21 protein-coding genes are annotated in these 23,690 nt (G+C 33.2%); 9 read left to right on the forward strand and 12 right to left on the reverse strand.

Annotated features, from left to right (window positions below; translation table 11 throughout):
- Positions 1–160: 160 nt before the first annotated feature.
- Positions 161–1,408 (forward strand): ABC transporter permease, encoded by a 1,248-nt coding sequence (locus IRZ83_RS08435; protein ID WP_029271804.1) that lies wholly within the window; start codon positions 161–163, stop codon positions 1,406–1,408.
- Between the two features lie 86 nt (positions 1,409–1,494).
- Positions 1,495–2,382, forward strand: a complete 888-nt coding sequence (locus IRZ83_RS08440) for a cupin-like domain-containing protein (RefSeq protein WP_194568066.1) — start codon at positions 1,495–1,497, stop codon at positions 2,380–2,382.
- Between the two features lies 1 nt (position 2,383).
- Here the strand turns inward: IRZ83_RS08440 and IRZ83_RS08445 are convergent, their stop codons facing one another.
- From IRZ83_RS08445 to IRZ83_RS08460, 4 genes are all read right to left on the reverse strand, one after another.
- Positions 2,384–2,992 carry a hypothetical protein gene (locus IRZ83_RS08445; protein WP_194568068.1) on the reverse strand — a complete coding sequence of 203 codons (609 nt, stop codon included), beginning with the start codon at positions 2,990–2,992 and terminating at the stop codon, positions 2,384–2,386.
- 82 nt (positions 2,993–3,074) lie between these two features.
- The gene (gene accD / locus IRZ83_RS08450) at positions 3,075–3,929 is read right to left on the reverse strand and encodes an acetyl-CoA carboxylase, carboxyltransferase subunit beta (RefSeq protein WP_029271807.1); all 855 of its coding nucleotides are present in this window, start codon (positions 3,927–3,929) and stop codon (positions 3,075–3,077) included.
- A 75-nt stretch (positions 3,930–4,004) separates the two neighbouring features.
- Positions 4,005–5,072, reverse strand: coding sequence for a class II fructose-bisphosphate aldolase (gene fbaA, locus IRZ83_RS08455; protein ID WP_029271808.1), 1,068 nt, complete (start codon positions 5,070–5,072; stop codon positions 4,005–4,007).
- A 60-nt stretch (positions 5,073–5,132) separates the two neighbouring features.
- The gene (locus IRZ83_RS08460) at positions 5,133–7,706 is read right to left on the reverse strand and encodes a BamA/TamA family outer membrane protein (protein WP_194568070.1); all 2,574 of its coding nucleotides are present in this window, start codon (positions 7,704–7,706) and stop codon (positions 5,133–5,135) included.
- 37 nt (positions 7,707–7,743) lie between these two features.
- On the opposite strand from IRZ83_RS08460, the gene IRZ83_RS08465 reads away from it, so the two are divergent.
- Entirely contained in the window at positions 7,744–8,472 is a 729-nt protein-coding gene (locus tag IRZ83_RS08465; protein ID WP_029271810.1) for a TrmH family RNA methyltransferase, read from the forward strand.
- A gap of 9 nt (positions 8,473–8,481) precedes the next feature.
- Here the strand turns inward: IRZ83_RS08465 and IRZ83_RS08470 are convergent, their stop codons facing one another.
- The 4 genes from IRZ83_RS08470 to IRZ83_RS08485 form a co-directional block, all read right to left on the reverse strand.
- Positions 8,482–9,189, reverse strand: coding sequence for a porin family protein (locus IRZ83_RS08470; RefSeq protein WP_029271811.1), 708 nt, complete (start codon positions 9,187–9,189; stop codon positions 8,482–8,484).
- 1 nt (position 9,190) lies between these two features.
- Complete coding sequence (gene ubiE / locus IRZ83_RS08475; protein ID WP_194568072.1) at positions 9,191–9,922, reverse strand: bifunctional demethylmenaquinone methyltransferase/2-methoxy-6-polyprenyl-1,4-benzoquinol methylase UbiE; 732 nt, start codon at positions 9,920–9,922, stop codon at positions 9,191–9,193.
- A gap of 590 nt (positions 9,923–10,512) precedes the next feature.
- On the reverse strand, positions 10,513–10,995 hold the full coding sequence (locus IRZ83_RS08480; RefSeq protein ID WP_194568074.1) for a dihydrofolate reductase: 483 nt from the start codon (positions 10,993–10,995) through the stop codon (positions 10,513–10,515).
- A 12-nt stretch (positions 10,996–11,007) separates the two neighbouring features.
- Entirely contained in the window at positions 11,008–11,358 is a 351-nt protein-coding gene (locus IRZ83_RS08485; protein ID WP_029271814.1) for a 2TM domain-containing protein, read from the reverse strand.
- A 244-nt stretch (positions 11,359–11,602) separates the two neighbouring features.
- On the opposite strand from IRZ83_RS08485, the gene IRZ83_RS08490 reads away from it, so the two are divergent.
- Entirely contained in the window at positions 11,603–11,899 is a 297-nt protein-coding gene (locus tag IRZ83_RS08490) for an isoamylase early set domain-containing protein (protein ID WP_029271815.1), read from the forward strand.
- A gap of 34 nt (positions 11,900–11,933) precedes the next feature.
- Here the strand turns inward: IRZ83_RS08490 and IRZ83_RS08495 are convergent, their stop codons facing one another.
- From IRZ83_RS08495 to IRZ83_RS08510, 4 genes are all read right to left on the reverse strand, one after another.
- Positions 11,934–12,785, reverse strand: coding sequence for a thymidylate synthase (locus tag IRZ83_RS08495; RefSeq protein WP_194568076.1), 852 nt, complete (start codon positions 12,783–12,785; stop codon positions 11,934–11,936).
- Between the two features lie 107 nt (positions 12,786–12,892).
- The gene (locus tag IRZ83_RS08500; RefSeq protein WP_029271817.1) at positions 12,893–13,516 is read right to left on the reverse strand and encodes a bifunctional nuclease family protein; all 624 of its coding nucleotides are present in this window, start codon (positions 13,514–13,516) and stop codon (positions 12,893–12,895) included.
- Between the two features lie 165 nt (positions 13,517–13,681).
- Complete coding sequence (locus IRZ83_RS08505; protein WP_029271818.1) at positions 13,682–14,650, reverse strand: electron transfer flavoprotein subunit alpha/FixB family protein; 969 nt, start codon at positions 14,648–14,650, stop codon at positions 13,682–13,684.
- Positions 14,651–14,736: 86 nt separating this feature from the next.
- Positions 14,737–15,483, reverse strand: a complete 747-nt coding sequence (locus IRZ83_RS08510; protein ID WP_029271819.1) for an electron transfer flavoprotein subunit beta/FixA family protein — start codon at positions 15,481–15,483, stop codon at positions 14,737–14,739.
- 493 nt (positions 15,484–15,976) lie between these two features.
- Between IRZ83_RS08510 and IRZ83_RS08515 the strand changes: the two genes are divergently transcribed.
- From IRZ83_RS08515 to IRZ83_RS08535, 5 genes are all read left to right on the forward strand, one after another.
- On the forward strand, positions 15,977–16,954 hold the full coding sequence (locus IRZ83_RS08515) for a pyruvate dehydrogenase complex E1 component subunit beta (protein ID WP_029271820.1): 978 nt from the start codon (positions 15,977–15,979) through the stop codon (positions 16,952–16,954).
- A 63-nt stretch (positions 16,955–17,017) separates the two neighbouring features.
- Entirely contained in the window at positions 17,018–19,522 is a 2,505-nt protein-coding gene (locus IRZ83_RS08520; protein ID WP_228515174.1) for a DUF5686 family protein, read from the forward strand.
- 221 nt (positions 19,523–19,743) lie between these two features.
- Positions 19,744–20,343: a DNA-3-methyladenine glycosylase family protein gene (locus IRZ83_RS08525; RefSeq protein ID WP_194568078.1), complete on the forward strand. Its 600-nt coding sequence runs from the start codon at positions 19,744–19,746 to the stop codon at positions 20,341–20,343.
- 132 nt (positions 20,344–20,475) lie between these two features.
- On the forward strand, positions 20,476–21,006 hold the full coding sequence (locus tag IRZ83_RS08530; protein ID WP_029271823.1) for an inorganic diphosphatase: 531 nt from the start codon (positions 20,476–20,478) through the stop codon (positions 21,004–21,006).
- A 111-nt stretch (positions 21,007–21,117) separates the two neighbouring features.
- Positions 21,118–23,670 (forward strand): sodium-translocating pyrophosphatase, encoded by a 2,553-nt coding sequence (locus IRZ83_RS08535; RefSeq protein WP_194568080.1) that lies wholly within the window; start codon positions 21,118–21,120, stop codon positions 23,668–23,670.
- The last annotated feature ends 20 nt before the right edge of the window (positions 23,671–23,690 follow it).

Consider the following 23,690-nt stretch of genomic DNA (forward strand, 5'->3'; position numbering starts at 1 on the left):
AGTTATGATTTTCAGACTGCAAAAGTAGTTTTTTTAAATATTATTTTAAAGAAAATTAGTGTAACATTATGCTAAAAAAAACTACTGATGAGTAAGTTAACTTTTATTAGGTTTTTGATTTTAATTTATTGAATTTTACTTTACTGAAAAATACGAATATATGCTAGTTTATCTAAGATTATTAAAAGAAAGTCTGAGCTTTGCCATAAACGCTTTACGGAATAATAAATTGCGAACTTTATTGTCGTTATTAGGTGTTACAATTGGTATTTTTTCAATTATTGCCGTATTGGCAGCTGTTGATTCTTTAGATAGAAAAATTTCAAAAGATTTGAGCAGCCTAGATAAAAATACAATTTATTTAATGAAATATTGTTTTGGTCCTTCTGAAATTCCACAATGGAAGAGAGAGCAGTTTCCAAATGTAAAATATGACGAATACATAGGTTTAAAAAACTCATTGAATAATACGGAGCAAGTTGGTTATCAGCTTTTCGTAAGTCACGAGAGTTTAAAATACGATTCTAAAACAGTTGCAGATGTAAATATTATTCCATCTTCTTTTGAAATGGTAGATGTAGATGGACTAAGTTTTGATAAAGGAAGATTTTACAACGAATCTGAATCGAATTCAGGAACTGCAGTTATTGTTTTAGGATATGATATTGCAGAAGGTCTTTTTGGAACTTCTGATCCTATCGGAAAAAATATTCGTTTGTACGGTCAGCGTTTTACTGTAATTGGAGTAATTGAAAAACAAGGTGCAGGATTTTTTGGAGACAGTAATGATACCTCTGTTTATTTGCCTGCTAATTTTTTACGCAGAATGTATGGAGACAGCGACGCCATGACACCTGTAATTGTTTTGAAACCGGTAAAAGGTGTTGATATGGATGCTTACAAAGCTGAAGTTGCTCAAAAATTAAGAGCAATTCGAGGTATGAAAGCAGGAGAAATGGATAACTTTTTCGTAAATGTACTTTCAGGTTTTACTGATTTTATTGATGGAATTTTAGGCCAGATGAATTTTGTTGGCTGGGTTATAAGCGGATTTTCTCTTTTAGTTGGAGGATTCGGGATTGCTAATATTATGTTTGTTTCTGTTAAAGAAAGAACCAACTTAATTGGAATTCAAAAATCACTGGGTGCTAAAAACAGATTTATTTTATTTCAGTTTTTATTTGAAGCCATTATTCTTTCTGTTATTGGAGGTATTATCGGTTTATTAATGGTTTGGGCTATTGCACTTATTTTGACAAAAGCATTAGATTTTGAATTTGTTTTAAGTATGGGAAATATACTTTTAGGAACGGGCTTAGCAGCCCTTATCGGATTAATTTCTGGAATTCTGCCTGCTATTTCAGCAGCAAATTTAGATCCTGTGGAGGCAATTCGAACCGGAATGTAATGTTCTTTTTGTGTTATAATTATAAATTTTAAAGCTAGAAATAATTGGATATTTTTGGTAAGCAGACAATTTAAATCAATCAATAAATGAGCTTTATTCTAAAACCTGTTGATGTCGTTGAATCTATTTCTAGAGAAGATTTTAAAAAGAATTATCTAGATAAAAGAAAGCCTCTTATTATAAAAGGACTAACAAAAGATTGGCCTGCCCGAGAAAAATGGTCTACAGATTATTTTAAAGAAATTGCAGGAGATATTGAAGTGAAACTCGTTGACAATTCTAAAGCAGATCCTTCAAAAGTAATTAATGCCTCGATTGCCAGTATGAAATTTGGCGAATATCTTGATTTGATAAAAAGAGAACCAACTCAATTACGTATTTTTTTCTTTAATCTTTTTAAACACAGATCCGAATTAATTAATGATGTAAAAATCCCAAAAGAATTAATGGGTGGTTTTATAGAAAGTATGCCTGCCATGTTTTTTGGTGGTTCAAGAGCTATTACATTTTTACATTATGATATCGATTTGCCTCATCTTTTTCACACGCATTTTGGAGGCAGAAAACATATAATATTGTTTGATAATAAATGGAAAAAAAGGCTTTATTGCGTTCCAAATACTACATATGCTTTAGAAGATTATGATGTTGCCAACCCCGATTTTGAAAAATTTCCTGCTCTTAAAGGTGTTGAAGGCTACGAAGTTTTTCTGGAACACGGAGACACTTTATTCATGCCAACCGGAATGTGGCATTGGATGAAATATATAGACGGTTCTTTTTCGCTGAGTCTTCGCGCATGGGATCGATCTATAACAAGAAAAATGGCCAGCGTGTGGAGCTTATTTGTGCATGGTGCAGTTGATAGCGTCATAAAAGTAGTTTTTAGAGAACGTTATGCAATTTGGCGTGAGAAGCTGGCTTTTAAAATAGCGGAAAGGGAATTGAAAAAGGATTTGAAAAAAGCGGGATGATTTAATTTTTTCTCTTTTCTAATTTTGGTTTTATAAAAGGAAATGTAATTCTATTTTTGTCCCATTTGATCTCTTCTGAATTATAATAGTCATTGTTTTTCTTATATTTTAAAACTGTGTCTTCTTCTTGAGTTGTTCTCCTAATAAAATATAGATCGCTTTCTTTTAATGATAATTTAAGTACATCAACTAAATCGAAATAAATTTTTGAATTTAATGTATCTAATTTTGAAGCTATAAAAGTTATATTTCGGAAATTGTCTTTGTAATTTGCTTTTATTAAATCGGATACATTATTAGCAGGTATTTCTATTAAATCTTTTGGTTGTAAATTAATGAAGTATGGAATAGTATCGCTTCTTTCCCAATTTCCGGAAATATGTCCTATTTCATTTCTTTGAAAATAATAGATCTTTGAATTTCTATCAATGATGAAAGTGTTAGTTCCATAATATAAGTAACCAGGAATAGGTGGAGGAGGAGGAATTGTATCTTTACCTCTAACTATTTCTTTGTTTTCCTGAGAAATTATATAAGGAATATCATGTTCTTTCTTGTCGCAATTTGACAAAAAAAAACAAATCATAAAGCCAATAAAAATTCTCACCATAGAAAAAAAATTAAAATAAAGATATAAAAAAATCCCAAGAAGCAATTTCTTGGGATTTTCTATTTTGAATAGTTTTAAAAAACTATCTAATTGTATTATTTTGAATCAAATCGATATACAAGTTAATCTTGTCTTTCAATTCTTTTCTAGGCGTGATAAAGTCTAAGAAACCGTGCTCTAAAAGAAACTCAGCAGTTTGGAAACCTTCTGGTAAATCTTTTCCTGTAGTATCACGTACAACACGCGGACCAGCAAAACCAATCAAAGCACCTGGCTCAGAGATATTGATATCTCCTAACATAGCGTAAGATGCAGTTGTTCCTCCAGTAGTTGGATCAGTACAAAGAGAAATATAAGGTAATTTCGCTTCAGCTAATTGAGCCAGTTTTACAGAAGTTTTAGCTAATTGCATTAAAGAATAAGCAGCTTCCATCATACGAGCTCCACCTGATTTAGAAATCATTACAAAAGGCAATTTGTTTTTGATCGCATGATCAATACCTCTAGCAATTTTTTCTCCAACAACAGCTCCCATAGATCCTCCAATAAAGGCAAAATCCATACAGCAGATTACAAGTTCTTTTCCTTTAGATTTTCCCACTCCAGTACGCACAGCGTCTTTTAAGTGAGTTTTCTCCATTACATCTTTCAATCTTTCTGCATATTTTTTTGTATCCACAAAATGCAGAGGATCTTTAGAGGTCATGTTTTTATCTAACTCAACAAATTCGTTGTTGTCAAATAAAATTTCAAAATAGGTTGCGCTTCCAATTCGAACGTGAAAATCATCTTCTGGACTTACAAATAAGTTTCTAGCTAATTCGTCAGCATCAATAATTTTTCCAGTAGGAGATTTGTACCACAATCCTTTCGGAACGTCCATTTTATCTTCAGTCGCAGTCGTAATCCCTTTTTCGTGTCTTTTAAACCAAGCCATATTGAATGTTTTTTTTGTTTCAGGTTTAAAGTTAAAAGTTGCTAAACCTGAAACCTGAAACTTTAAACTTTTTTATTATAGTGTGTTCACATTATTTAAATCTGCAAAAGCTTGTTCAAGTCTTGTGTTGAATGTTACTTCGCTTTCACGTACCCATTTTCTTGGGTCATAATATTTTTTGTTAGGAACATCCGCACCTTCTGGGTTGCCAATTTGTGTTTTTAAATAGTCAATGTTTTTAACCATATAATCACGAATTCCTTCAGTGTATGCAAATTGTAAATCTGTATCGATGTTCATTTTGATAACTCCGTATCCAATTGCTTCTCTGATTTCTTCAAGTGTAGAACCTGAACCTCCGTGGAAAACAAAATCTACAGGGTTAGCACCAGTGTTGAATTTGTTTTGAACGAAATCTTGAGAATTTTTTAAGATTTTTGGAGTTAATTTTACGTTTCCTGGTTTGTAAACACCGTGAACGTTTCCAAAAGCAGCAGCGATAGTAAATTTAGGGCTTACTTTAGATAATTCTTCGTAAGCGTAAGCTACTTCTTCTGGCTGCGTGTATAGTTTTGAGCTGTCTACATCAGAGTTGTCAACACCATCTTCTTCACCACCTGTAATACCAAGCTCGATTTCTAATGTCATACCCATTTTGCTCATTCTAGCTAAATATTCTTTACAGATTTCGATATTTTCTTCGATTGGCTCCTCAGACAAATCGATCATATGCGAACTGAATAGTGGTTTTCCTGTTTCTGCAAAATGTTTTTCAGAAGCATCTAATAAACCATCAATCCAAGGCAAAAGTTTTTTTGCACAATGGTCAGTATGTAAAATTACAGTTGCACCATAAGCTTCTGCTAAAGTATGAATGTGTTTTGCTCCAGCGATTCCACCAGCGATTGCTGATTTTTCGTTAGCGTTAGACAAACCTTTTCCAGCGTTAAATTGTGCTCCTCCGTTTGAAAATTGAATGATAACTGGCGCATTTAGTTTTGCTGCAGTTTCAAGAACTCCATTGATTGTGCTAGAACCAGTAACATTTACTGCTGGTAATGCAAAACCTTTTTCTTTTGCATAATTAAAAATCTCTTGAACTTGATCTCCTGTAGCTACTCCCGGTTTAATATTGTGTGCCATTGTAATTTTTTTTATAGTTGTTTTTAGTTTTTAGGTTGCAAAAATAAGAATTAATTAGCATTAGAAAGGATAATTTATTCCAAAATTTAAAACCGAGTGCCCAAAATTGTATTCTTTAAACCAGCGATCTCCCTTCTCATGCGCCGGATTATAAGTCTTAAAGCCTAAATCTAAACGAATAACAAAAAAGCTTAAATCGTATCGTAATCCGAATCCTGAGCCTAAAGCAATTTCAGCTAAATCGTTTACGCTGTTAAATTTTGCCTTCTCATCTATCACATTATCGAGCACATTCCAGATATTTCCAGCATCTGCAAATACAGCTCCTTTGACATCGCCTAAAATTTTAAATCGAAATTCGGCACTAAGCGCGATTTTCATATTTGCCTCATTAAAATCATCCATTGCATCTGTGCTTCCTGGACCTAATGAGTAAGGCTGCCATGCACGGTTGTCATTAGAACCTCCCGAATAATAACTTCTTGAAAACGGAACATAATTTGAATTGCCAAACGGAATTGCGATTCCAAAAAAGCTTCTTACTGCTAATACTTTTTCTTTTCCAAAATCCCAGTGTTTGATGTAATCAAATTCTGTTTTTATATATTCTGAATATTCTAAATTAAAGATCTCGTAATTGCCGCTAGTATTTTTAGGCAGACTTGCCAAATTTGAAATAGCGGACAATAAAGTTCCTGCAGATTCTATTTTTGTTTTAAACTGATAAAAAGTATTGTCTGCTAAATCCTTTTTTGTGGTCGTGGTAAAAGTATAGCTTGTAGCTAAAATAAAATCGTTTTCTGTCAAACGAACTCTTCTTTCTTCAATGCTTTCTACATCTCTATATTCAGCTCTGTCTGGCGTAAGTGCTGTTTGATTAGTTAAAACGTCATTAGTAAAACCGGCTGTTCCTTTTGGTATTGTCAGGTTTTCTTTGGCTTGTTCTTCCACCGTTTCTCCCCAGTTTGCAGGCCTTGTGTTATAATCTTTACCAATATTATTTAATTCATCATATGATGAAGTATAAACATTGAAGTAGTTATCAGGATTTAAATTACGTACATACTGAGCGTTAAGCAAATCAAGTTTGACAGTATTACGACGTTTTGGAGACCAATTGTATGAGATTCCTCCCGTGAAATTTTCTTTATCTAAACCGATGTTTCGCTGTTTTGAAAATCCGGCAGCGATCGCAGTTGACGGAATCATCCTTTTCGGAATAATTTTCTCCGTTCCAAATGGCATCAAGATTCTCGGGAAATTCAATTTCATATCAAGACCATATTCAGAGACATTGAAGAAATTATTATTTGGATTTGCCATGTCTTTTGACGAGCCGATATTTGCACGTGCAGAAATTTCTAATGTTTCAGCGCGGTTAAATACATTTCTAATAGTTTCTGAAACACTTCCTCCAAGACCAAAATCTTGAATATTAGAATGGGTTACATCGAAAGTTGCACCAAAACTATATTTTTTTCTTGGCGTAAGGTAAACATTGGCAATTAAAGACTGCGCTGTCGAATCGCGTTTATCAACTTCATATTGAATGGAAGGATAATTAAAAATCTTTAGATTGTTTAAATATCTTGAAGAAAGTGTTGTTCGTGTGTCTGAAAAATAACTTCCTTTATTAATAAAAACGGCATCAGTTATCGCGCGCGGTTTGTATTTTAATTTTTTGTAGCTGTACAGGTTAAAGTTGTTATAGGTCACACTATCACTAACTTTGCCTTTGGCATTTGTTGGCGAATAATCTGTATAAATATTTACGTCACTAATTTTATATAATTTGAAAGGTTCTGTTCTGCTTGAATCTCTTTCCTGAATATTGTTATTACTGATTTTTAAATTGATATCGGCTTTGTTTTTTTTACCAATAGTATCGATATCAAAAGTAACATATGTTGGCTGGAAAAAATACGCACCATTATTTCTAAAATAAGTGGTAATACGATTTTTTTCTTCTTCAAAATCGGCGGTTCTATATTGATTGCCAGATTTTAAGACTGATGGTTCTTTGTTTGTTTTATACAATGAATCTAAGGCCGGAGTCAAGATAGTAGTTTTAATAGAATCTAAAGTGTAGGCTGGACCCGTAATAATATTATAATTAATTTTAGCTTTTTTAAATCCCACGCTATCTACATTGAAATCGGTTTGAACATTAAAATATCCATTGTTGAAATAATAGAATTTTAAACGGAGCAATGTTTTTTTTGCTTTCGCAGTATCAATAATCACAGGAGCTTCACCGGTATTTTTTAAGAATTCGTGAATACCTTTGTATAAAAATGACTGTCCGAGGCGATCAACCTGTTTTGCAGATAATATTTTAGCCTGACGTTCATATAAACCTGGATGGTTTTTAAATTTTGCCTGATAAGTTGAGTCGGGATTTAAATTGGCTAAATTGTATAAATTCAAGCGTAATTTAAAACCAAGCAAGGTACCGTTAGGTTTTTGGTACATTTGATTTGACGCAGTTTCGTCGTTTGTAGACTTTCCGTTTACAAGAATATTATTTTTTACGAGAAGATTTTTTCCATCCGGAACTCTTTTTACGGCATTACAAGCAGAAATAAATATTGCTATTAGAATAAATGCTGTTATTTTTGTGGAATTCTTTTTCAAGTGTTCTTAAATATTTAATTCAAAAGTACATTATTTTATGGTTAGTAAAAACCAAATAAAACTTATCTCAAGTTTACATCAAAAAAAGCAACGTTTTGCAAATCAATTATTTTTTGCTGAAGGAGTAAAAGTAATTCAAGAATTGTTGCAATCCAATTTTGAATTAGAGCATTTATACACAACACAAAATGATTTTGAAGCGGTTCAGTCTTCAAAACGAACTCTTATTAATGAACAGGAACTTAAAAAAATAAGTGCTTTGTCGACTCCAAATTCTTGTTTGGCCGTTTTTAAAATTCCGGCCGAAAACAAAATGATCGACTCAGGTTTGATTTTGGCATTAGACGATATTCGTGATCCTGGAAATTTAGGAACAATTTTACGCCTTTGCGATTGGTTTGGCATCAAACAAATTATTTGCTCTAAAGAAACTGTAGATATTTATAACCCGAAGGTTGTTCAGGCTACAATGGGATCTATCGCTAGAGTAAATGTAAATTATGTTGATTTAAAAACCGTTATTTCACAAACAAAAATAGCTGTTTTTGGAACTTTTATGGATGGGCACAACATTTATCAATCTAATTTGCCTCAAAACGGAATCATCATTATGGGTAATGAAGCGAATGGAATTTCAGCAGAGATTGAAGAAATGGTGACAAGCCGACTCACAATTCCTAGATTTGGAGAGCTGCAAAAAACTGAAAGTTTAAATGTAGCTACCGCAACAGCAATTATTCTTAGTGAATTTAAACGAAATAGTTAACTATTTGTTTTAATGAAAAGTGAAATTTATTAAAATAGCCCTTGATTTCATTGAGTCTATATTACCTGTCCATGGACTATTTGGGTCTTTATCACGAATTAATTCATCTGATATACCAAACATACCTCTTATTGAAGGAGAGAAAATAAAGTATTCTGAGAAAATATCTATTCCAAAACCAACTTCATAAGCAGCTGTCCAAGGCTTTACTCTAAATTTTTGTTCAGAATTGTCATCTTGAGATTTCGAGTTGCTTGATAAATTAAGCGTCGTCGACATCCCGCCAACTAAATACGGACGAATATTTCCAGTACGTAAGGATGAGAATTTTAAAAGTAAAGGAAAATGAATATAAGTACTGTTTACTTCTCTTAAATAATCGTTTTGAGAAGTGAAATTCGGGTAATATAAATCGCGTTTTGTATAGTACAAACCAGGTTCAAAACGCAGATTGATATATTCCTGCAATCTTAAATCAGCCACAACACCAACATTAAAACCAGTCGTTTTCTTTACCTGAATATCTTGATTCATGACATTTTTATAATCAAACTTAAAGTCAAAGCTGTTAAATCCTAAATAATATCCAAAGTAAAGGCGTTGCTTTTGCCAGTTTTCGAGATTAATAATAGGATCTTTGCTAAACATGCTTTTAGCAAATTGCGAATATCCGTTTGTCGATAAGACTAATAAAAGTAAGATTACTGTTTTTTTCATACTATTTTTTAGAAGCAGAATAAATGGTTGCAACTCCAAAAGTTTGAGGCATAGCCACAACATCTATAAACCCAATTTTTCTCAAAATATTGTTTAACGCTTCTCCATAAGGAAAAACAGCAGCAGATTCTGATAAATATCCGTAAGCTGAATTGTCTTTAGAAAATAGTTTTCCGATAATAGGGAGTATATTTTTACTGTAAAATTTATATCCTTGTTTGTATGGCGTTTTATCAGGAACCGAAGTTTCTAAAATTACAAATACACCATTTTGTTTTAAAACTCTTAGAATTTCAGCAAAGCCTTTTTCTAAATTTTCAAAATTTCGAACACCAAAACTTACTGTTATAGCATCAAAATAATTATCCGCAAAAGGAATATTTTCAGAATCGCCTAAAACTAAATCAATAGTATTAGAAAGGTTTTTTTCTGCAACTTTCTTTTTTCCAACTTCAAGCATTCCAGCAGAGATATCTAAGCCAATAATTTTCTCTGCATTTGTTTGAGCCATTAATATAGCAAGATCGCCTGTTCCTGTTGCAATGTCAAGAATAATTTTTGGTTTGCTGTCAGAAACGATTTTTAATACCTTTTTACGCCATTTGACATCAATTCCAAATGAAATTACGCGATTCAAATTGTCGTAGTTCCCAGATATGTTATCAAACATTTGGGCAACCTGCTCTTTTTTACCTAAAGAAGAGTCTTTATATGGAGTTATTTTTTCAGACATTTTTTTTATTTACGCAAATATAATACAATCTGCCTTAACTGTAATTGCGTTTTTTAATTTGTGGATTAAATGTTTTAAAAGAAGGCATTTAGCTCTGTTTATAAGTATGATTTTACTGCAAAATGTCACTCACTAAAAGTGGGTATTTTAAAAAAATCACTAAAAGTGGGTATTGCGCAGTGCTTGATTTATACCCAATTTTGCTAAAGATAAAATGATGAAAAATTTTAATGATTGATAGAGTACAATGACTTAAATCAAATGGTTACTTTTTGCATTGGTAATTTCATTTGTTCTTGTAAGTAGTTTTCAAAGTATTGTTCTTCAAATTACAATGCTTTTTTAAAAAGTGCAAAATACGTTCTTAGGATTAAATTTGTTTTTGGAAATTTTAATTTTCTTGCCTTTAATATCTTAGTGGTATTTGTTATTAAAGGCTCTTTTGAGATTCATTCTCAATTAACATTAAATGTTATTCAGTTATTTCAAATGTTTTAAACATTTGTGATTTTACGAAAACTATTTCCTGAAAGAGTCAGATCTAAAATCAATCGTTTTTTAAAAAACATCCTCCAAAAGAGGATGTTTTTTTATTTACGGATATAAGTTTCATAAGTGTAATCGTAAAGATGTTTTTCATCTTTAAAGTTTTCTTCAGTTTCGACTAACTGCCACTCGTTTTCATTTATTTTAGGAAAAAAAGCATCAGCATCAAAAGTGTGATGAACTTTTGTAATTTCTAGAATGTCGGCATGTGGTAATCCAAGATTGTAAATTTCGCCTCCTCCAATAATATATGAATCTTCATTTTCTGGACATACAGCAATTGCTTTTTCAATACTGTCTACGACAATACAACCTTCAGGTTTATAATCAGGCTGACGTGTGATCACAACATGAACCCTATTAGGAAGCGGTTTAGGAAAACTTTCAAAAGTTTTTCTTCCCATAATAATGTGATGATTTGTGGTAAGCGATTTGAATCTTTTGAAATCATTAGGCAAATGCCAAACTAGTTCGTTGTTTTTTCCAAGGGCATTATTTTCGGCAACAGCCGCTATCATTATAATCATGGTAATCTAAAGCTAAATTTTGTGTTCTGTATCCTCATTTATTCTGGATTCTAACTGACTGATCCTTTTTTGCTGTAAAGCAACAAGTCTGTCAATTTGTTCTCTTTCCCATTTTTTATTCATAAATCTATCTGTAATATATACTTTTATAAAGTGTAAAATAAACAGAAAAAACCATATTGTAATAGCCCAAATACACCAATTTTGATTGGTAGTTGTACTTGCGCCAAGGCCAAAAAATCTATTGCCAACAAATAAAAATAAACTTCCTAGCAGAAAAAGTACAAAATGAAAATATAGGATTTTCTTTTGTCTTATCCTTCTTCTTGCATATTCATATTGTTCGTGTACTTCTTTTTCCATAAGATAATAATGTATGAGGTCATAAAGTTAGAATTTATTTTTGAAATCAGGAGTACTTTAGGAACGGATTATTTAAGCTGAATCGTGTTTGAAATCTGAAATCCAGAATTTAAGGTGGTGAAAATTACGGATTTGCTCAAAATAATAATGCGTTTTTGATATTGTCGCAAATCGGATATTAAGATGTTGAAAATTCAGATGGATTTGCGTAATTTAGATGTATCAATCTAAAAACTAAATAGTTATGTCTTTAAAGAAGCAATTTATCAAAACAAAGCCAGTATGTAAAGTTACATTTTCTGTAGAAGCTAAAGATGCAAGTTCAGCTGCTGTAGTCGGAGATTTTAACAATTGGAATGCAGAAGAGGGAATGTTGAGCAAACTAAAAAACGGAACTTTTAAAGCGACTTATGACTTAGTGAAAGATGCAATTTACGAGTTTAAGTACGTAATTGATGGAATTTACATTAATGATCCTGAGGCAGATTCGTATAAATGGAATGATTTTGCCGGAAGCGAAAATAGTGTTTTAGTAGTATAAAAAATCCGCTTACTTAAGCGGATTTTTTTAAAATTTATACAGCAACACTTCCTTTTATGCCCGCGTGCGGTTCATAATCTAAAAGTGTGAAATCATTATAATCAAAATCGAAAATGTTTTTAATCTCTGGATTTAAAATCATTTTTGGCAACGGTTTAGGTTCGCGAGTTAATTGCAATTCTAACTGCTCAAAATGATTATTGTAAATGTGTGCGTCACCAAAAGTGTGAATAAATTCCCCAGCATCTAAATCGCAAACTTGAGCAATCATCATGGTTAACAATGCATAAGAAGCAATATTAAAAGGAACACCCAAAAATATGTCAGCACTTCTTTGATACAATTGGCAAGATAATTTTCCTTTTGTTTCTCCTTTTTCAACATCTGGACTTGTAACATAAAATTGAAAGAAAGCATGACAAGGAGGCAAAGCTGCTTTATTGTTGGCTACATTTTCTTTAAATGATTTTGTTGTGTCCGGCAAAACAGATGGATTCCAAGCCGAAACCAGCATTCTACGGCTATTTGGGTTGGTTTTTAGTTCAGTAATCAATTCAGAAATCTGATCAATTTCTTCGCTGTTCCAATTGCGCCATTGGTGACCGTAAACAGGTCCTAAATTTCCATCAGAATCTGCCCAGGCATCCCATATTTTCACTCCATTTTCCTGAAGGTATTTAATATTGGTATCTCCTTTTAAAAACCAAAGCAATTCGTAAATAATAGATTTTAAATGTAGTTTTTTGGTTGTAACCATCGGAAAGCCTTCGCTTAAATCAAAACGCATTTGATAACCAAAAACACTTTTTGTTCCTGTTCCTGTTCGGTCTCCCTTTTGGTTGCCGTTTTCTAAAACATGTTTTACTAAATCTAAGTATTGCTTCATGATTGCTTTAAGCTTTATACAGTAGGCTTTAAGCTTTCGCCTAAATGCTTACCATTTGAAATTCTTTTTTGCTTCATGCTTTAAGCGTATTGCTTAAAGCTTATATCCTAACGTTTCGAGATTTCGTCTCTAATTTTGGCCGCTTTTTCGTAATCTTCCTGAGAAACTGCCTGATCTAAAAGTTCGTTCAGTTCTTGTAAACTGTGTTTAGAATATACATCACCAGATTGATTTGTTTCTTCTTCGTGTCCAAAAGTTTCTGGGTTCGAAAGTACATCATCAATTTCTTGAGAGCCTTGATCTGTTTCTGCAGTGTTCGATTTTAAATAAATTCCAGCTTTATCTAAAATATTTTTATAAGTAAAAATCGGAGCATTAAAACGTAATGCCAATGCTATTGCATCAGAAGTTCTTGCGTCGATTATCTCTTCAATTTTATCTCTTTCGCAGATTAGGCTTGAATAGAAAACGCCATCTACAAGTTTATGAATGATAACTTGTTTTACTACAATATCAAATCTTTCTGCAAAGTTTTTGAATAAATCGTGTGTTAATGGGCGCGGAGGTTTTATTTCTTTTTCTAAGGCAATAGCAATTGATTGAGCTTCGAAAGCACCGATGACAATAGGTAATTTTCTTTCACCATCAACTTCATTCAAAATTAAGGCATAAGCGCCATTTTGAGTTTGACTGTATGAAATTCCTTTTATAGACAATTTTACTAGACTCATATATATTGGTAAAAAGGGCATATTAAATGCCTCATTTTAATACTTTTTTTGATTGGAAAATAAAGGTGCAATTTTAATCAAAAAATATGGAACAAAAAAGCTACCTAAAACAAAGATACGATTATCTTGTTTTTAGGCAGCTATATTTTTATAGAGAATTTTAAATTAAGAATGTTGTGCTTTAAAAGCTTTTAATTTCTCTGTTAATTTAGGAACGATTTCAAACGCATCTCCAACAATTCCGTAATCAGCCACTTTAAAGAAAGGCGCTTCAGGATCGCTATTGATAACCACTTTTACTTTTGATGAGTTGATACCTGCAATGTGCTGAATAGCTCCAGAAATTCCTACTGCAATATATAAGTTAGTTGCAACTGGTTTTCCTGTTTGTCCAACGTGTTCACTGTGAGGTCTCCATCCTAAATCAGAAACCGGTTTAGAACATGCAGTTGCAGCGCCCAAAACAGCAGCAAGATCTTCAATTAATCCCCAGTTTTCTGGACCTTTTAGTCCGCGTCCGCCAGAAACTACAACATCAGCATCAGCGATAGATACTTTTCCTGATACTTTTTCTACAGATTCTACTTTTACTCCAAAGTCATTATCTCCAATTGATGGATTGAAATCTTCTTCAGTTGCAGATCCTGCACTTTCGAAAATTCCGTAAGAGTTTTTAGCCAAACCAAGAACTTTTACATCTGTGTCGATTTCAGTAATGTTGAAAGCTTTGTTTGAGAAAGCATTTCTTTTTACTTGAAAAGGAGAAGTGCTTAATGGCAATCCAACAACGTTAGAAGCAAAGCCAGCATTTAATGCTACCGCAACTAATGATGAAAGATAAATACTGTCTGTTGTAGAAGAAAGTAAAACTACTTTTGTTCCTTCTTTTTCAGCAGCTTGTTTGATTACATCGGCGTAAGCCTTAGCTGTAAATCCTGCTAATTTATCGTTGTTTACTTTTAGAACTTTATCAACTCCGTATTTTGATAATTCGCTTACGTCGCTAGTATTTACTGTTAAAGCTGTAACAGTTGTTCCTAAAGATTCGGCTACTTTTTTTGCGTAAGAAGCTAATTCGAAAGCTACTTTTTTAAATTTTCCTTCTGCAGATTCTGCATATATTAATATTGACATGATTTTTTGTTTAGAGGTTATGAGTTTCAAGTTTCAGGTTTCAAGTTGATAAACTGAAAGCTGAAACCGAGACTGAAAACTGATTACTAGATTACCTTCGCTTCGTTGTGTAATAAATTAATTAACTCATCTAAGTTATCAGGAGAAATTAATTTTACAGCTGATTTTGGAGCTGGTTTTTCAAATTTTACCGCTTTTGTATTTATTGGAGCTTCAACAGGCTCAAGAATCGTAAGTGCTTTTGTTCTTGCTGTCATAATTCCTCTCATGTTCGGAATACGTAAATCTTTTTCTTCAACAAGACCTTTTTGACCACCAATAATTAAGGGTAAAGTTGTACTTACGGTTTCTTTTCCACCGTCAATTTCACGAACTGCTTTTACATTATTCCCGTCAACTGTTAAAGCGGTACAAGAGTTTAAAAAGTTAGAGCCTAAAATTCCTGCAATCATTCCAGGAACCATTCCTCCATTATAATCTAGAGATTCTTTTCCGGCAATTACTAAATCGTATCCGCCAGTTTTAATTACTTCAGCAAGTTGTTTTGCAACAAAAAAACCATCAGTTGGATTCGCATTAACACGAATTGCTTCGTTTGCACCAATTGCCAATGCTTTACGCAAAGTTGGTTCAGTATCTGGTCCTCCAACATTTACTACAGTTACAGTAGCGCCTTGTTGTTCTTGGAACCAAATAGCACGAGTTAAGCCAAACTCGTCATTAGGATTAATTACATATTGTACACCATTGGTATCGAATTCTGAGTCACCATTGGAGAAGTTAATTTTTGAAGTAGTATCAGGCACATGGCTGATGCAAACTAATATTTTCATAAGTATATATTTTGATATTTATAATATGCTTTGACAAATTTAGAAATTAAAATCGGAATAATATACTATGCATGCATAATATTTTTTAAAAACTATTACGTTTTCGAAGATTGTTTGATTTAGATCCTCTTTTGTTGTCATTCAAAAATAAAAAATCAATCATTTGCGCTGATTCTTAATGATTTTGCAATTTGATTGCGTTGAACAACTGTTAAATTTTCGACAGATTTATACTACTTTTCGAATTCTAACGTTTTTAGAAAACAATTTTGCTCAATTAGAATTAACAAATAGTGTTGCGTTTGTCTGAAAAATGCATTTAAGAACGAATTAGTTACAGTTATATCGATTTCGTAATAATCAGAATAAAAATTTAAAAAGTTAAAAGCGACATAGAGAGAGAACTTCATGTGATTTTAAATTCAATTTATGCTTTTAAGTTATTTAAAATATTTATTTTTGCTCTTCAGAAAATTCAACATACAATATAAATATGAGAACAATACAATTTAGAGAGGCCATTTGCGAAGCGATGAGCGAAGAAATGCGTCACGATGAATCCATATATTTAATGGGCGAAGAAGTTGCAGAATACAACGGAGCATACAAAGCTTCAAAAGGAATGCTTGCTGAGTTTGGAGAAAAAAGAGTAATCGATACTCCAATTGCTGAGCTTGGTTTTACAGGAATTGCAGTAGGTTCAGCAATGAACGGCTGTCGTCCTATTGTAGAGTACATGACTTTCAACTTCTGTTTAGTAGGTATTGATCAAATTATAAATAACGCTGCTAAAATGCGTCAAATGACAGGTGGGCAATTTAATGTGCCTATCGTTTTTCGCGGACCAACTGCTTCTGCAGGTCAATTAGGAGCGACTCACTCTCAAGCTTTAGAAAACTGGTTTGCTAACACTCCAGGTCTTAAAGTTGTTGTGCCTTCAACTCCATATGATGCAAAAGGGCTTTTGAAATCAGCTATTCGTGACAACGATCCAGTGATTTTCATGGAATCTGAGCAAATGTATGGTGATAAAGGAGAAGTGCCAGACGGAGAATACACAATTCCTTTAGGAGTTGCTGATGTTAAGCGTGAAGGAAAAGATGTTACAATTGTTTCTTTCGGAAAAATCATCAAAGAAGCTTTTATTGCTGCTGACGAATTAGCTAAAGAAGGAATTTCTTGCGAAATTATCGACTTAAGAACAGTACGTCCGATGGATAAAGATGCTATTCTTAAATCTGTTAAAAAAACAAACCGTTTAGTAATTTTAGAAGAAGCTTGGCCATTTGCGAGTATTTCATCTGAAATCACATATATCGTTCAAGAACAAGCTTTCGATTTTCTTGATGCGCCAATTCAACGTATTACAACTGCAGACACACCTGCGCCTTACTCTCCTGTTTTATTAAAAGATTGGTTGCCAAACGCAGCTGATGTAGTAAAAGCAGTAAAGAAAGTAATGTACAAATAGTAAAATAAACATACTTATAAAACTTCATCAGTCATATTAATTGATGAAGTTTTTTTTTGCCAGATGATAAAGAAGATAATTGTACTTAGCCTATTTTTTATATTCACTTTCGTGGGTATTGGAACTGCACAAACTAAAGTGAGTGGAATTGTTTTGGATAAATCAAATCAGCCAATTCCTTTTGCGAATATTGTTTTTAAAGGTTCTAATACCGGAATAGTTTCTAACGAAGACGGACGTTTTTATCTGGAATCACCTAATACTTATACAGCATTATTAGTAACTTCAGCAGGATTTTCAGATAAAGAAGTTCCTTTGGATAAAGCAGTCAATTACAATTTTAAGATTGTTTTGGGCGAAGCGGAAGCTTTGAATGAAGTTGTGATTTTTACCGGAAAAACTTCTAAAAAGAATAATCCAGCATTGGATATCTTGAGGAAAATTTGGGAAAGAAAACGTAAAAATGGCTTGTATCAATTTAATCAATATCAGATGCAGAAGTACGAAAAAGTCGAGTTTGACATGAACACGATTGACAGTGCTCTTATGAAAAATAAGCTCTTTAAAGGAATGGAGTTTGTATTTGATCATGTGGATACTTCTGATGTTACTGGAAAAACTTATCTGCCAATTTTCATCAATGAATCAGTATATGATGTTTATGGAGATAATAAATTAAAGAAAGTAAAAGAAAATCTTAACGGAAGCAAGACATCTGGATTTAACGGAAATCAGCAAATTTTGTCATTCGTAAAAGATCTTTATTCGGATTATAATATTTACGATAACCATCTTAAGTTTTTTGATAAAAGTTTTACAAGTCCGCTTTCAACAACAGGAATTGATGTTTATAATTATGTCTTAAAAGACAGTGCTTACATTGACAAAAAATGGTGTTTCAACATTGTTTTTTATCCGAGACGTAAAAACGAATTGACTTTTAAAGGAGATTTTTGGGTTAACGATACTACTTTTGCCATTAAGAAAATTAATATGGGCGTTACTAAAAGTGCCAATATTAACTGGGTAAAAGACATTTACATCGAGCAGGAATTTGAGGTAGAAAACGATTCTGTTTTTCTCTTGACTCGTGATTACATGATGTCTGATTTTGCTTTAAACAAAAAAGAAAAATCAAAAGGGGTTTATGGAAAACGAACGACATTATATCGAAATCATAAATTCAACATTCAAAAGCCTGAGAAATTTTATAAGGAAGAGGTCAATTTTATAGACAATGCTGTCTATGAACGGCCGGATGACTTTTGGGAAGAAAACCGCTTCGAGAAATTAAATAAAGACGAGCAGGGCATTTATAAAATGCTAGATACATTGCAAACAGTTAAGCGATTTAAACAATTGTACAGTCTTGTTTCTATTTTAGGAAGTGGTTATGTCGAATTTAAAAACTTCGATTATGGACCTATATTCTCAACTTTTGGATATAATGAAGTTGAAGGCTTGAGATTAAGAGTAGGAGGAAGAACTTATTTTGGACCAAATGATCCATGGCGATTACAGGCATACACGGCATACGGTTTTGACGATAATAAATTCAAATACGGAGTATCAGGAAAGTGGATGGTGGACAAGAAAAACCGAGTTATTATTTCTGGAGGTAATAGGCGTGATATCGAACAAATTGGTGCCAGCTTAACTACAACAAATGATATTTTAGGAAGAAGTTTTGCGTCGTCGGCTTTATTTACAACAGGAAGCAACGGAAAATTAACTAACATAAATTTGAGTAATGTTTCTGTTGAGATGGAGGTTAAAAAGAATTTCGTAGTTCAGGCCGGAGTTTCTTATCGAACATTAGAATCGGCTTCGAGTACTTTTAGTCTTGATTATTATACAACTTTGCCATCAGCTGCAAATCCTACGGGAGTTATTGAAAGCAAGGTAACGCAGTCAGAAGCAAATATTCAGTTTGAATATATGCCAAATCGCAAAACTATTGGCTTTGGAGTAGAACGTGACCTTGTTGACAGTCCGTTTAGTCATTTCTTTGTTAACTTTAGTTATGGCTTAAAAGGTGTTTTAAACAGTGATTTTGCTTATGAAAAAATACAGGTTTTTTACAAACAGCCCATTATTATTGGTCCTTTAGGAAGATCAAATATTATTTTGGAAACTGGTAAAACATTTGGAACAATTCCGTTAGGCTTAATGAGTGTAATTCCGGGTAACCAGACTTATTTTACAATTGAAAATACATTCAGTAATTTGAATTTTTATGAATTCATTACAGATCAATATACCACTTTGCAATGGAATCATGATTTCGGAGGAAGGTTATTCGCCCGAGTGCCATTTATGAGAAAGTTAAACTGGAGAGAATTTGTTGGTATAAAAGCAGTTCATGGAACTATTTCACAGGCAAACAGAGCTATAAATGCTTCAGATCAACCGTATAATGCGCCTGAAAATGTGTATTGGGAATACAATGCTGGAATTGGAAATATCTTCAAGGTTTTCAGAATTGATTTCTCTTGGAGAGGAAGTTACCTAAATACTCCAGATGCTAATAAATTTGCAGTAAAAGGTTCTTTCGGATTCTATTTTTAAGTTATATATAAGGTTCAGAGGTTCAAAGTTACAAAGTCGCAAAGGTTTAAAATCTTTGCGACTTTTTTATGCGTACTATTTCACAAAGATTTAAGCAGATAAGAGCTGATTTTTAATTTCTGTTAAATTAAAAATCTATTTAAATCTGCAAATCTGCGTAAAAAACTTTATGCCTGCGAAATTCTTTTTTCTTTAATTTTGAATAGACTTAAATCAAAGCCATGCAGGAAGCCATCGATTTTCTAATCAATAAGAATCCAATATTTCGTGAAATAATCGAAAAATATGGATTGCCAACCATTCCAAAACGACCACAAGGTTTTGAAACTTTAGTATTGCTGATACTCGAACAGCAAGTTTCTATAGATTCGGCGAAAGCCACATTCTTAAAAATAAAATCCTATACAACTTGTCATCCTGAAACAATGTCGATTTTATCAGATGAAGAATTTCGTGCTTTAGGTGTTAGTCGGCAAAAAACAAAATACATCAAGATTCTTGCAGAAGCTATTTTGAATAAAGAAATTGATATTGAAAGTTTAGCAACAAAATCTGCAAAGCAAGTTCGCGAAGAATTAATTAAATTAAAGGGTATAGGAAACTGGACAATTGATATTTACTTAATGTTTTGTCTTCAAGAGCCAGATTTAATTCCGCTTGGTGATATTGCAGTCATAAATACAATCAAAGAATTACTTGATATTCATGACAAGCAGGAAATGGAGATTCATGCAGAACAATGGAGTCCGTACCGATCTTATGCCACATATTTGCTCTGGTATTATTACCTAAACAAGCGAAATCGGAAGATTGCATATTAACTCACTGTTTATTAAAAGGAAAGTATAGAAATTAATGTAAAAAGTACATATATTTAATGTCGTTTTTTATTGTAAAAAAGGATTCTTTAGTTACTTTTGCAATCGAAATTATAGAAATAATAAAAAACGAAAATGACCGCAGACAAACTAACGACTTTCGATGTTTTAATCGAAATACCAAGAGGAAGCAGAAATAAATATGAGTACGATTTTGAAATCAAAAGAATGCGTTTCGACAGAATGTTATTCTCTTCAATGATGTACCCAGCTGATTACGGATTTATTCCAGAAACTTTAGCTCTTGACGGTGACCCTCTTGATGTATTGGTTTTAATTAATGAACCAACTTTTCCTGGATGTGTTATTGAGGTAAAGCCAATTGGGGTTTTCCATATGGCAGATGATAAAGGACCAGACGAAAAAATCATTTGTGTACCAGTTTCAGATCCAATTTGGAATTCATTAAATGACCTTTCAGATATCAATGCACACTTATTGAAAGAAATCGAGCATTTCTTCCAAGTTTACAAAGATCTTGAAAACAAAAAAGTAGATGTTGAGGGTTGGGGAGACGTAAAAGAAGCTTTCGCAATTATTGCAGAGTGCACTAAGCGTTTTAATGATATTGAAAACAAACCAGAAGGATTATTTAGTATTAAATAATTTTTCCATTCATATTTTATAAAAAAAGCAATATTCCGTTAGGAGTATTGCTTTTTTGTTTAAATTCGTTTAGTTAGTTTATTGACTATTAACCAAAACCATTAAAATATTATGAATGCATTTATGATTTACTTGCCAATTATTATGGCAATTATAGGATTACTTTTCATGGGAATAAAAAGGACTTGGGTTTTAAAACAAGATGCTGGCGATGGCAAAATGAAGGAAATCTCAGACCACATTTATGAAGGCGCACTAGCCTTTTTAAAAGCCGAATATAAATTATTGACAATCTTTGTTATTATCGCAAGTATTGCCTTAGCAGGAATTACATTTATTCCGGGTGTTAAAACGCATTTATTAATAGTTGTTGCATTCATTTTTGGAGCATTATTCTCGGCTTATGCTGGTAATATTGGGATGAAAATAGCAACCAAAACTAATGTGAGAACTACTCAGGCAGCACGAACAAGCTTGCCACAAGCACTAAAAGTTTCTTTTGGCGGCGGAACCGTAATGGGTTTAGGCGTAGCGGGTTTAGCTGTATTAGGTTTAACTGGTTTCTTTATAATCTTCTTTAATATTTTGTCTGGTGGTGTTTGGAAAGATACCGAAACCATGACAGTTGTTTTAGAAACATTAGCAGGTTTTTCGCTAGGAGCAGAATCTATTGCTTTGTTTGCTAGAGTTGGTGGTGGAATTTATACAAAAGCAGCCGATGTTGGTGCCGATTTAGTAGGTAAAGTTGAAGCGGGAATTCCAGAAGATGATCCGCGCAATCCTGCAACAATTGCAGATAATGTGGGAGATAATGTGGGAGACGTTGCAGGAATGGGAGCCGATTTATTTGGTTCGTATGTAGCAACCGTTTTGGCTGCAATGGTTTTAGGAAATTACGTTATTAAAGATATGGGCGGTAATATTCAGGATGCTTTTGGAGGTATTGGTCCAATTTTGCTTCCTATGGCAATTGCCGGTTTCGGAATTATATTCTCTATTATCGGAACATTATTAGTAAAAATTTCTGATGATAATGCTAAAGAGGCACAAGTACAGAAAGCATTGAATATAGGAAACTGGGTTTCGATTGCTTTAACTGCAATTGCTTGTTTCTTTTTAGTGCAGCATATGTTGCCGGAAACGATGCAGATGAGCTTTTTTGGTGAAGGTTCTAAGGATATTTCATCAATGCGAGTTTTCTATGCTACTTTAGTCGGACTAGTAGTTGGTGGCGCTATTTCATCGGTTACGGAATATTATACAGGATTGGGAACAAAACCAGTTATGGCAATTGTTCAAAAATCATCAACTGGAGCAGGAACTAACGTTATTGCAGGTTTGGCGACTGGAATGATTTCTACTTTTCCAACTGTCTTATTGTTCGCAGGCGCAATCTGGATTTCGTATGCTTTAGCTGGTTTTTATGGAGTTGCACTAGCAGCTTCTGCAATGATGGCCACTACCGCAATGCAGTTAGCTATTGATGCTTTCGGACCAATTTCAGATAATGCCGGAGGAATTGCAGAAATGAGCGAATTGCCAAAAGAGGTTCGTACAAGAACGGATATTTTAGATTCAGTAGGGAATACAACTGCAGCTACAGGAAAAGGTTTTGCAATTGCATCTGCAGCCTTAACTTCATTAGCACTATTTGCAGCTTACGTAACTTTTACAGGAATTGACGGAATTAATATTTTTAAAGCTCCAGTTTTAGCCATGCTATTTGTAGGCGGAATGATTCCGGTAGTTTTCTCAGCTTTAGCGATGAATTCTGTTGGAAAAGCGGCTATGGATATGGTTTATGAAGTGCGCCGTCAGTTTAAGGAAATTCCGGGTATTATGGAAGGAACCGGAAAACCGGAGTATGGAAAATGTGTTGAAATTTCAACTAAAGCTGCTTTACGCGAAATGATGCTTCCAGGAATTTTAACTATTGGTTTTCCAATTGCAATTGTATTATTAGGAAAATTGGTTTATTCAGACAACAATCAGTTAATTGCTGAAATGTTGGGAGGATATATGGCTGGCGTTACTGTTTCCGGGGTGCTTTGGGCAGTTTTTCAAAACAATGCCGGAGGAGCTTGGGATAATGCTAAAAAGTCATTTGAAGCTGGAGTTCTTATTAACGGTGAAATGACGTATAAAGGCTCTGATGCTCATAAAGCAGCCGTAACTGGAGATACAGTTGGAGATCCGTTTAAAGATACGTCTGGACCATCTATGAACATTTTAATTAAATTAACTTGTTTGATTGGTTTAGTCATTGCGCCTATTTTAGGCGAAGGGCATTCTGCTTCAACGATGGCAGAAAAAGGTTCATGTTGTACTAAAACAGAAATGCATGCAGGTGTTATGTCTAAATGCGGTGATTTATCAACAATGACTAAAGAAGAATGCATTGCAAAATGCAAGGAAAAAGGCTGTACTGCCGAAGAAACTGCAAAATGTTTAGCACATTATGATGCAAACGGCAAATATATTTACCAAAAAACAGATTGTTTTGATACAACTAAATACGACAAAAAGCGTGTTGAGGTTAATTTGACTACCACAAATGGAGTTACGGTTGGAACTGTAACAAAAACGGAAAATGGAAAAACAACAACAGAAGTTTTTGAAGGAACTGAAGAAGAAGTGAAAGCAAAAATTGAAGCTGCGAAATAAAATGATTATATAAAAATAAA

Source organism: Flavobacterium sp. JLP, from assembly GCF_015350755.1.
Taxonomy (GTDB): domain Bacteria; phylum Bacteroidota; class Bacteroidia; order Flavobacteriales; family Flavobacteriaceae; genus Flavobacterium.

Bases quoted from the DNA above. Each gene is read 5' to 3' on its own strand.
- IRZ83_RS08445 (WP_194568068.1), bottom strand. From the start codon at position 2,992: ATGGTGAGAATTTTTATTGGCTTTATGATTTGTTTTTTTTTGTCAAAT.
- IRZ83_RS08515 (WP_029271820.1), top strand. From the start codon at position 15,977: ATGAGAACAATACAATTTAGAGAGGCCATTTGCGAAGCGATGAGCGAA.
- IRZ83_RS08530 (WP_029271823.1), top strand. From the start codon at position 20,476: ATGACCGCAGACAAACTAACGACTTTCGATGTTTTAATCGAAATACCA.
- IRZ83_RS08495 (WP_194568076.1), bottom strand. From the start codon at position 12,785: ATGAAGCAATACTTAGATTTAGTAAAACATGTTTTAGAAAACGGCAAC.
- IRZ83_RS08485 (WP_029271814.1), bottom strand. From the start codon at position 11,358: ATGGAAAAAGAAGTACACGAACAATATGAATATGCAAGAAGAAGGATA.
- IRZ83_RS08510 (WP_029271819.1), bottom strand. From the start codon at position 15,483: ATGAAAATATTAGTTTGCATCAGCCATGTGCCTGATACTACTTCAAAA.
- IRZ83_RS08465 (WP_029271810.1), top strand. From the start codon at position 7,744: ATGGTTAGTAAAAACCAAATAAAACTTATCTCAAGTTTACATCAAAAA.
- IRZ83_RS08435 (WP_029271804.1), top strand. From the start codon at position 161: ATGCTAGTTTATCTAAGATTATTAAAAGAAAGTCTGAGCTTTGCCATA.
- IRZ83_RS08490 (WP_029271815.1), top strand. From the start codon at position 11,603: ATGTCTTTAAAGAAGCAATTTATCAAAACAAAGCCAGTATGTAAAGTT.
- IRZ83_RS08470 (WP_029271811.1), bottom strand. From the start codon at position 9,189: ATGAAAAAAACAGTAATCTTACTTTTATTAGTCTTATCGACAAACGGA.
- IRZ83_RS08480 (WP_194568074.1), bottom strand. From the start codon at position 10,995: ATGATTATAATGATAGCGGCTGTTGCCGAAAATAATGCCCTTGGAAAA.
- IRZ83_RS08520 (WP_228515174.1), top strand. From the start codon at position 17,018: ATGATAAAGAAGATAATTGTACTTAGCCTATTTTTTATATTCACTTTC.
- IRZ83_RS08525 (WP_194568078.1), top strand. From the start codon at position 19,744: ATGCAGGAAGCCATCGATTTTCTAATCAATAAGAATCCAATATTTCGT.
- IRZ83_RS08505 (WP_029271818.1), bottom strand. From the start codon at position 14,650: ATGTCAATATTAATATATGCAGAATCTGCAGAAGGAAAATTTAAAAAA.
- fbaA (WP_029271808.1), bottom strand. From the start codon at position 5,072: ATGGCACACAATATTAAACCGGGAGTAGCTACAGGAGATCAAGTTCAA.
- IRZ83_RS08440 (WP_194568066.1), top strand. From the start codon at position 1,495: ATGAGCTTTATTCTAAAACCTGTTGATGTCGTTGAATCTATTTCTAGA.
- IRZ83_RS08500 (WP_029271817.1), bottom strand. From the start codon at position 13,516: ATGAGTCTAGTAAAATTGTCTATAAAAGGAATTTCATACAGTCAAACT.
- IRZ83_RS08535 (WP_194568080.1), top strand. From the start codon at position 21,118: ATGAATGCATTTATGATTTACTTGCCAATTATTATGGCAATTATAGGA.
- ubiE (WP_194568072.1), bottom strand. From the start codon at position 9,922: ATGTCTGAAAAAATAACTCCATATAAAGACTCTTCTTTAGGTAAAAAA.
- accD (WP_029271807.1), bottom strand. From the start codon at position 3,929: ATGGCTTGGTTTAAAAGACACGAAAAAGGGATTACGACTGCGACTGAA.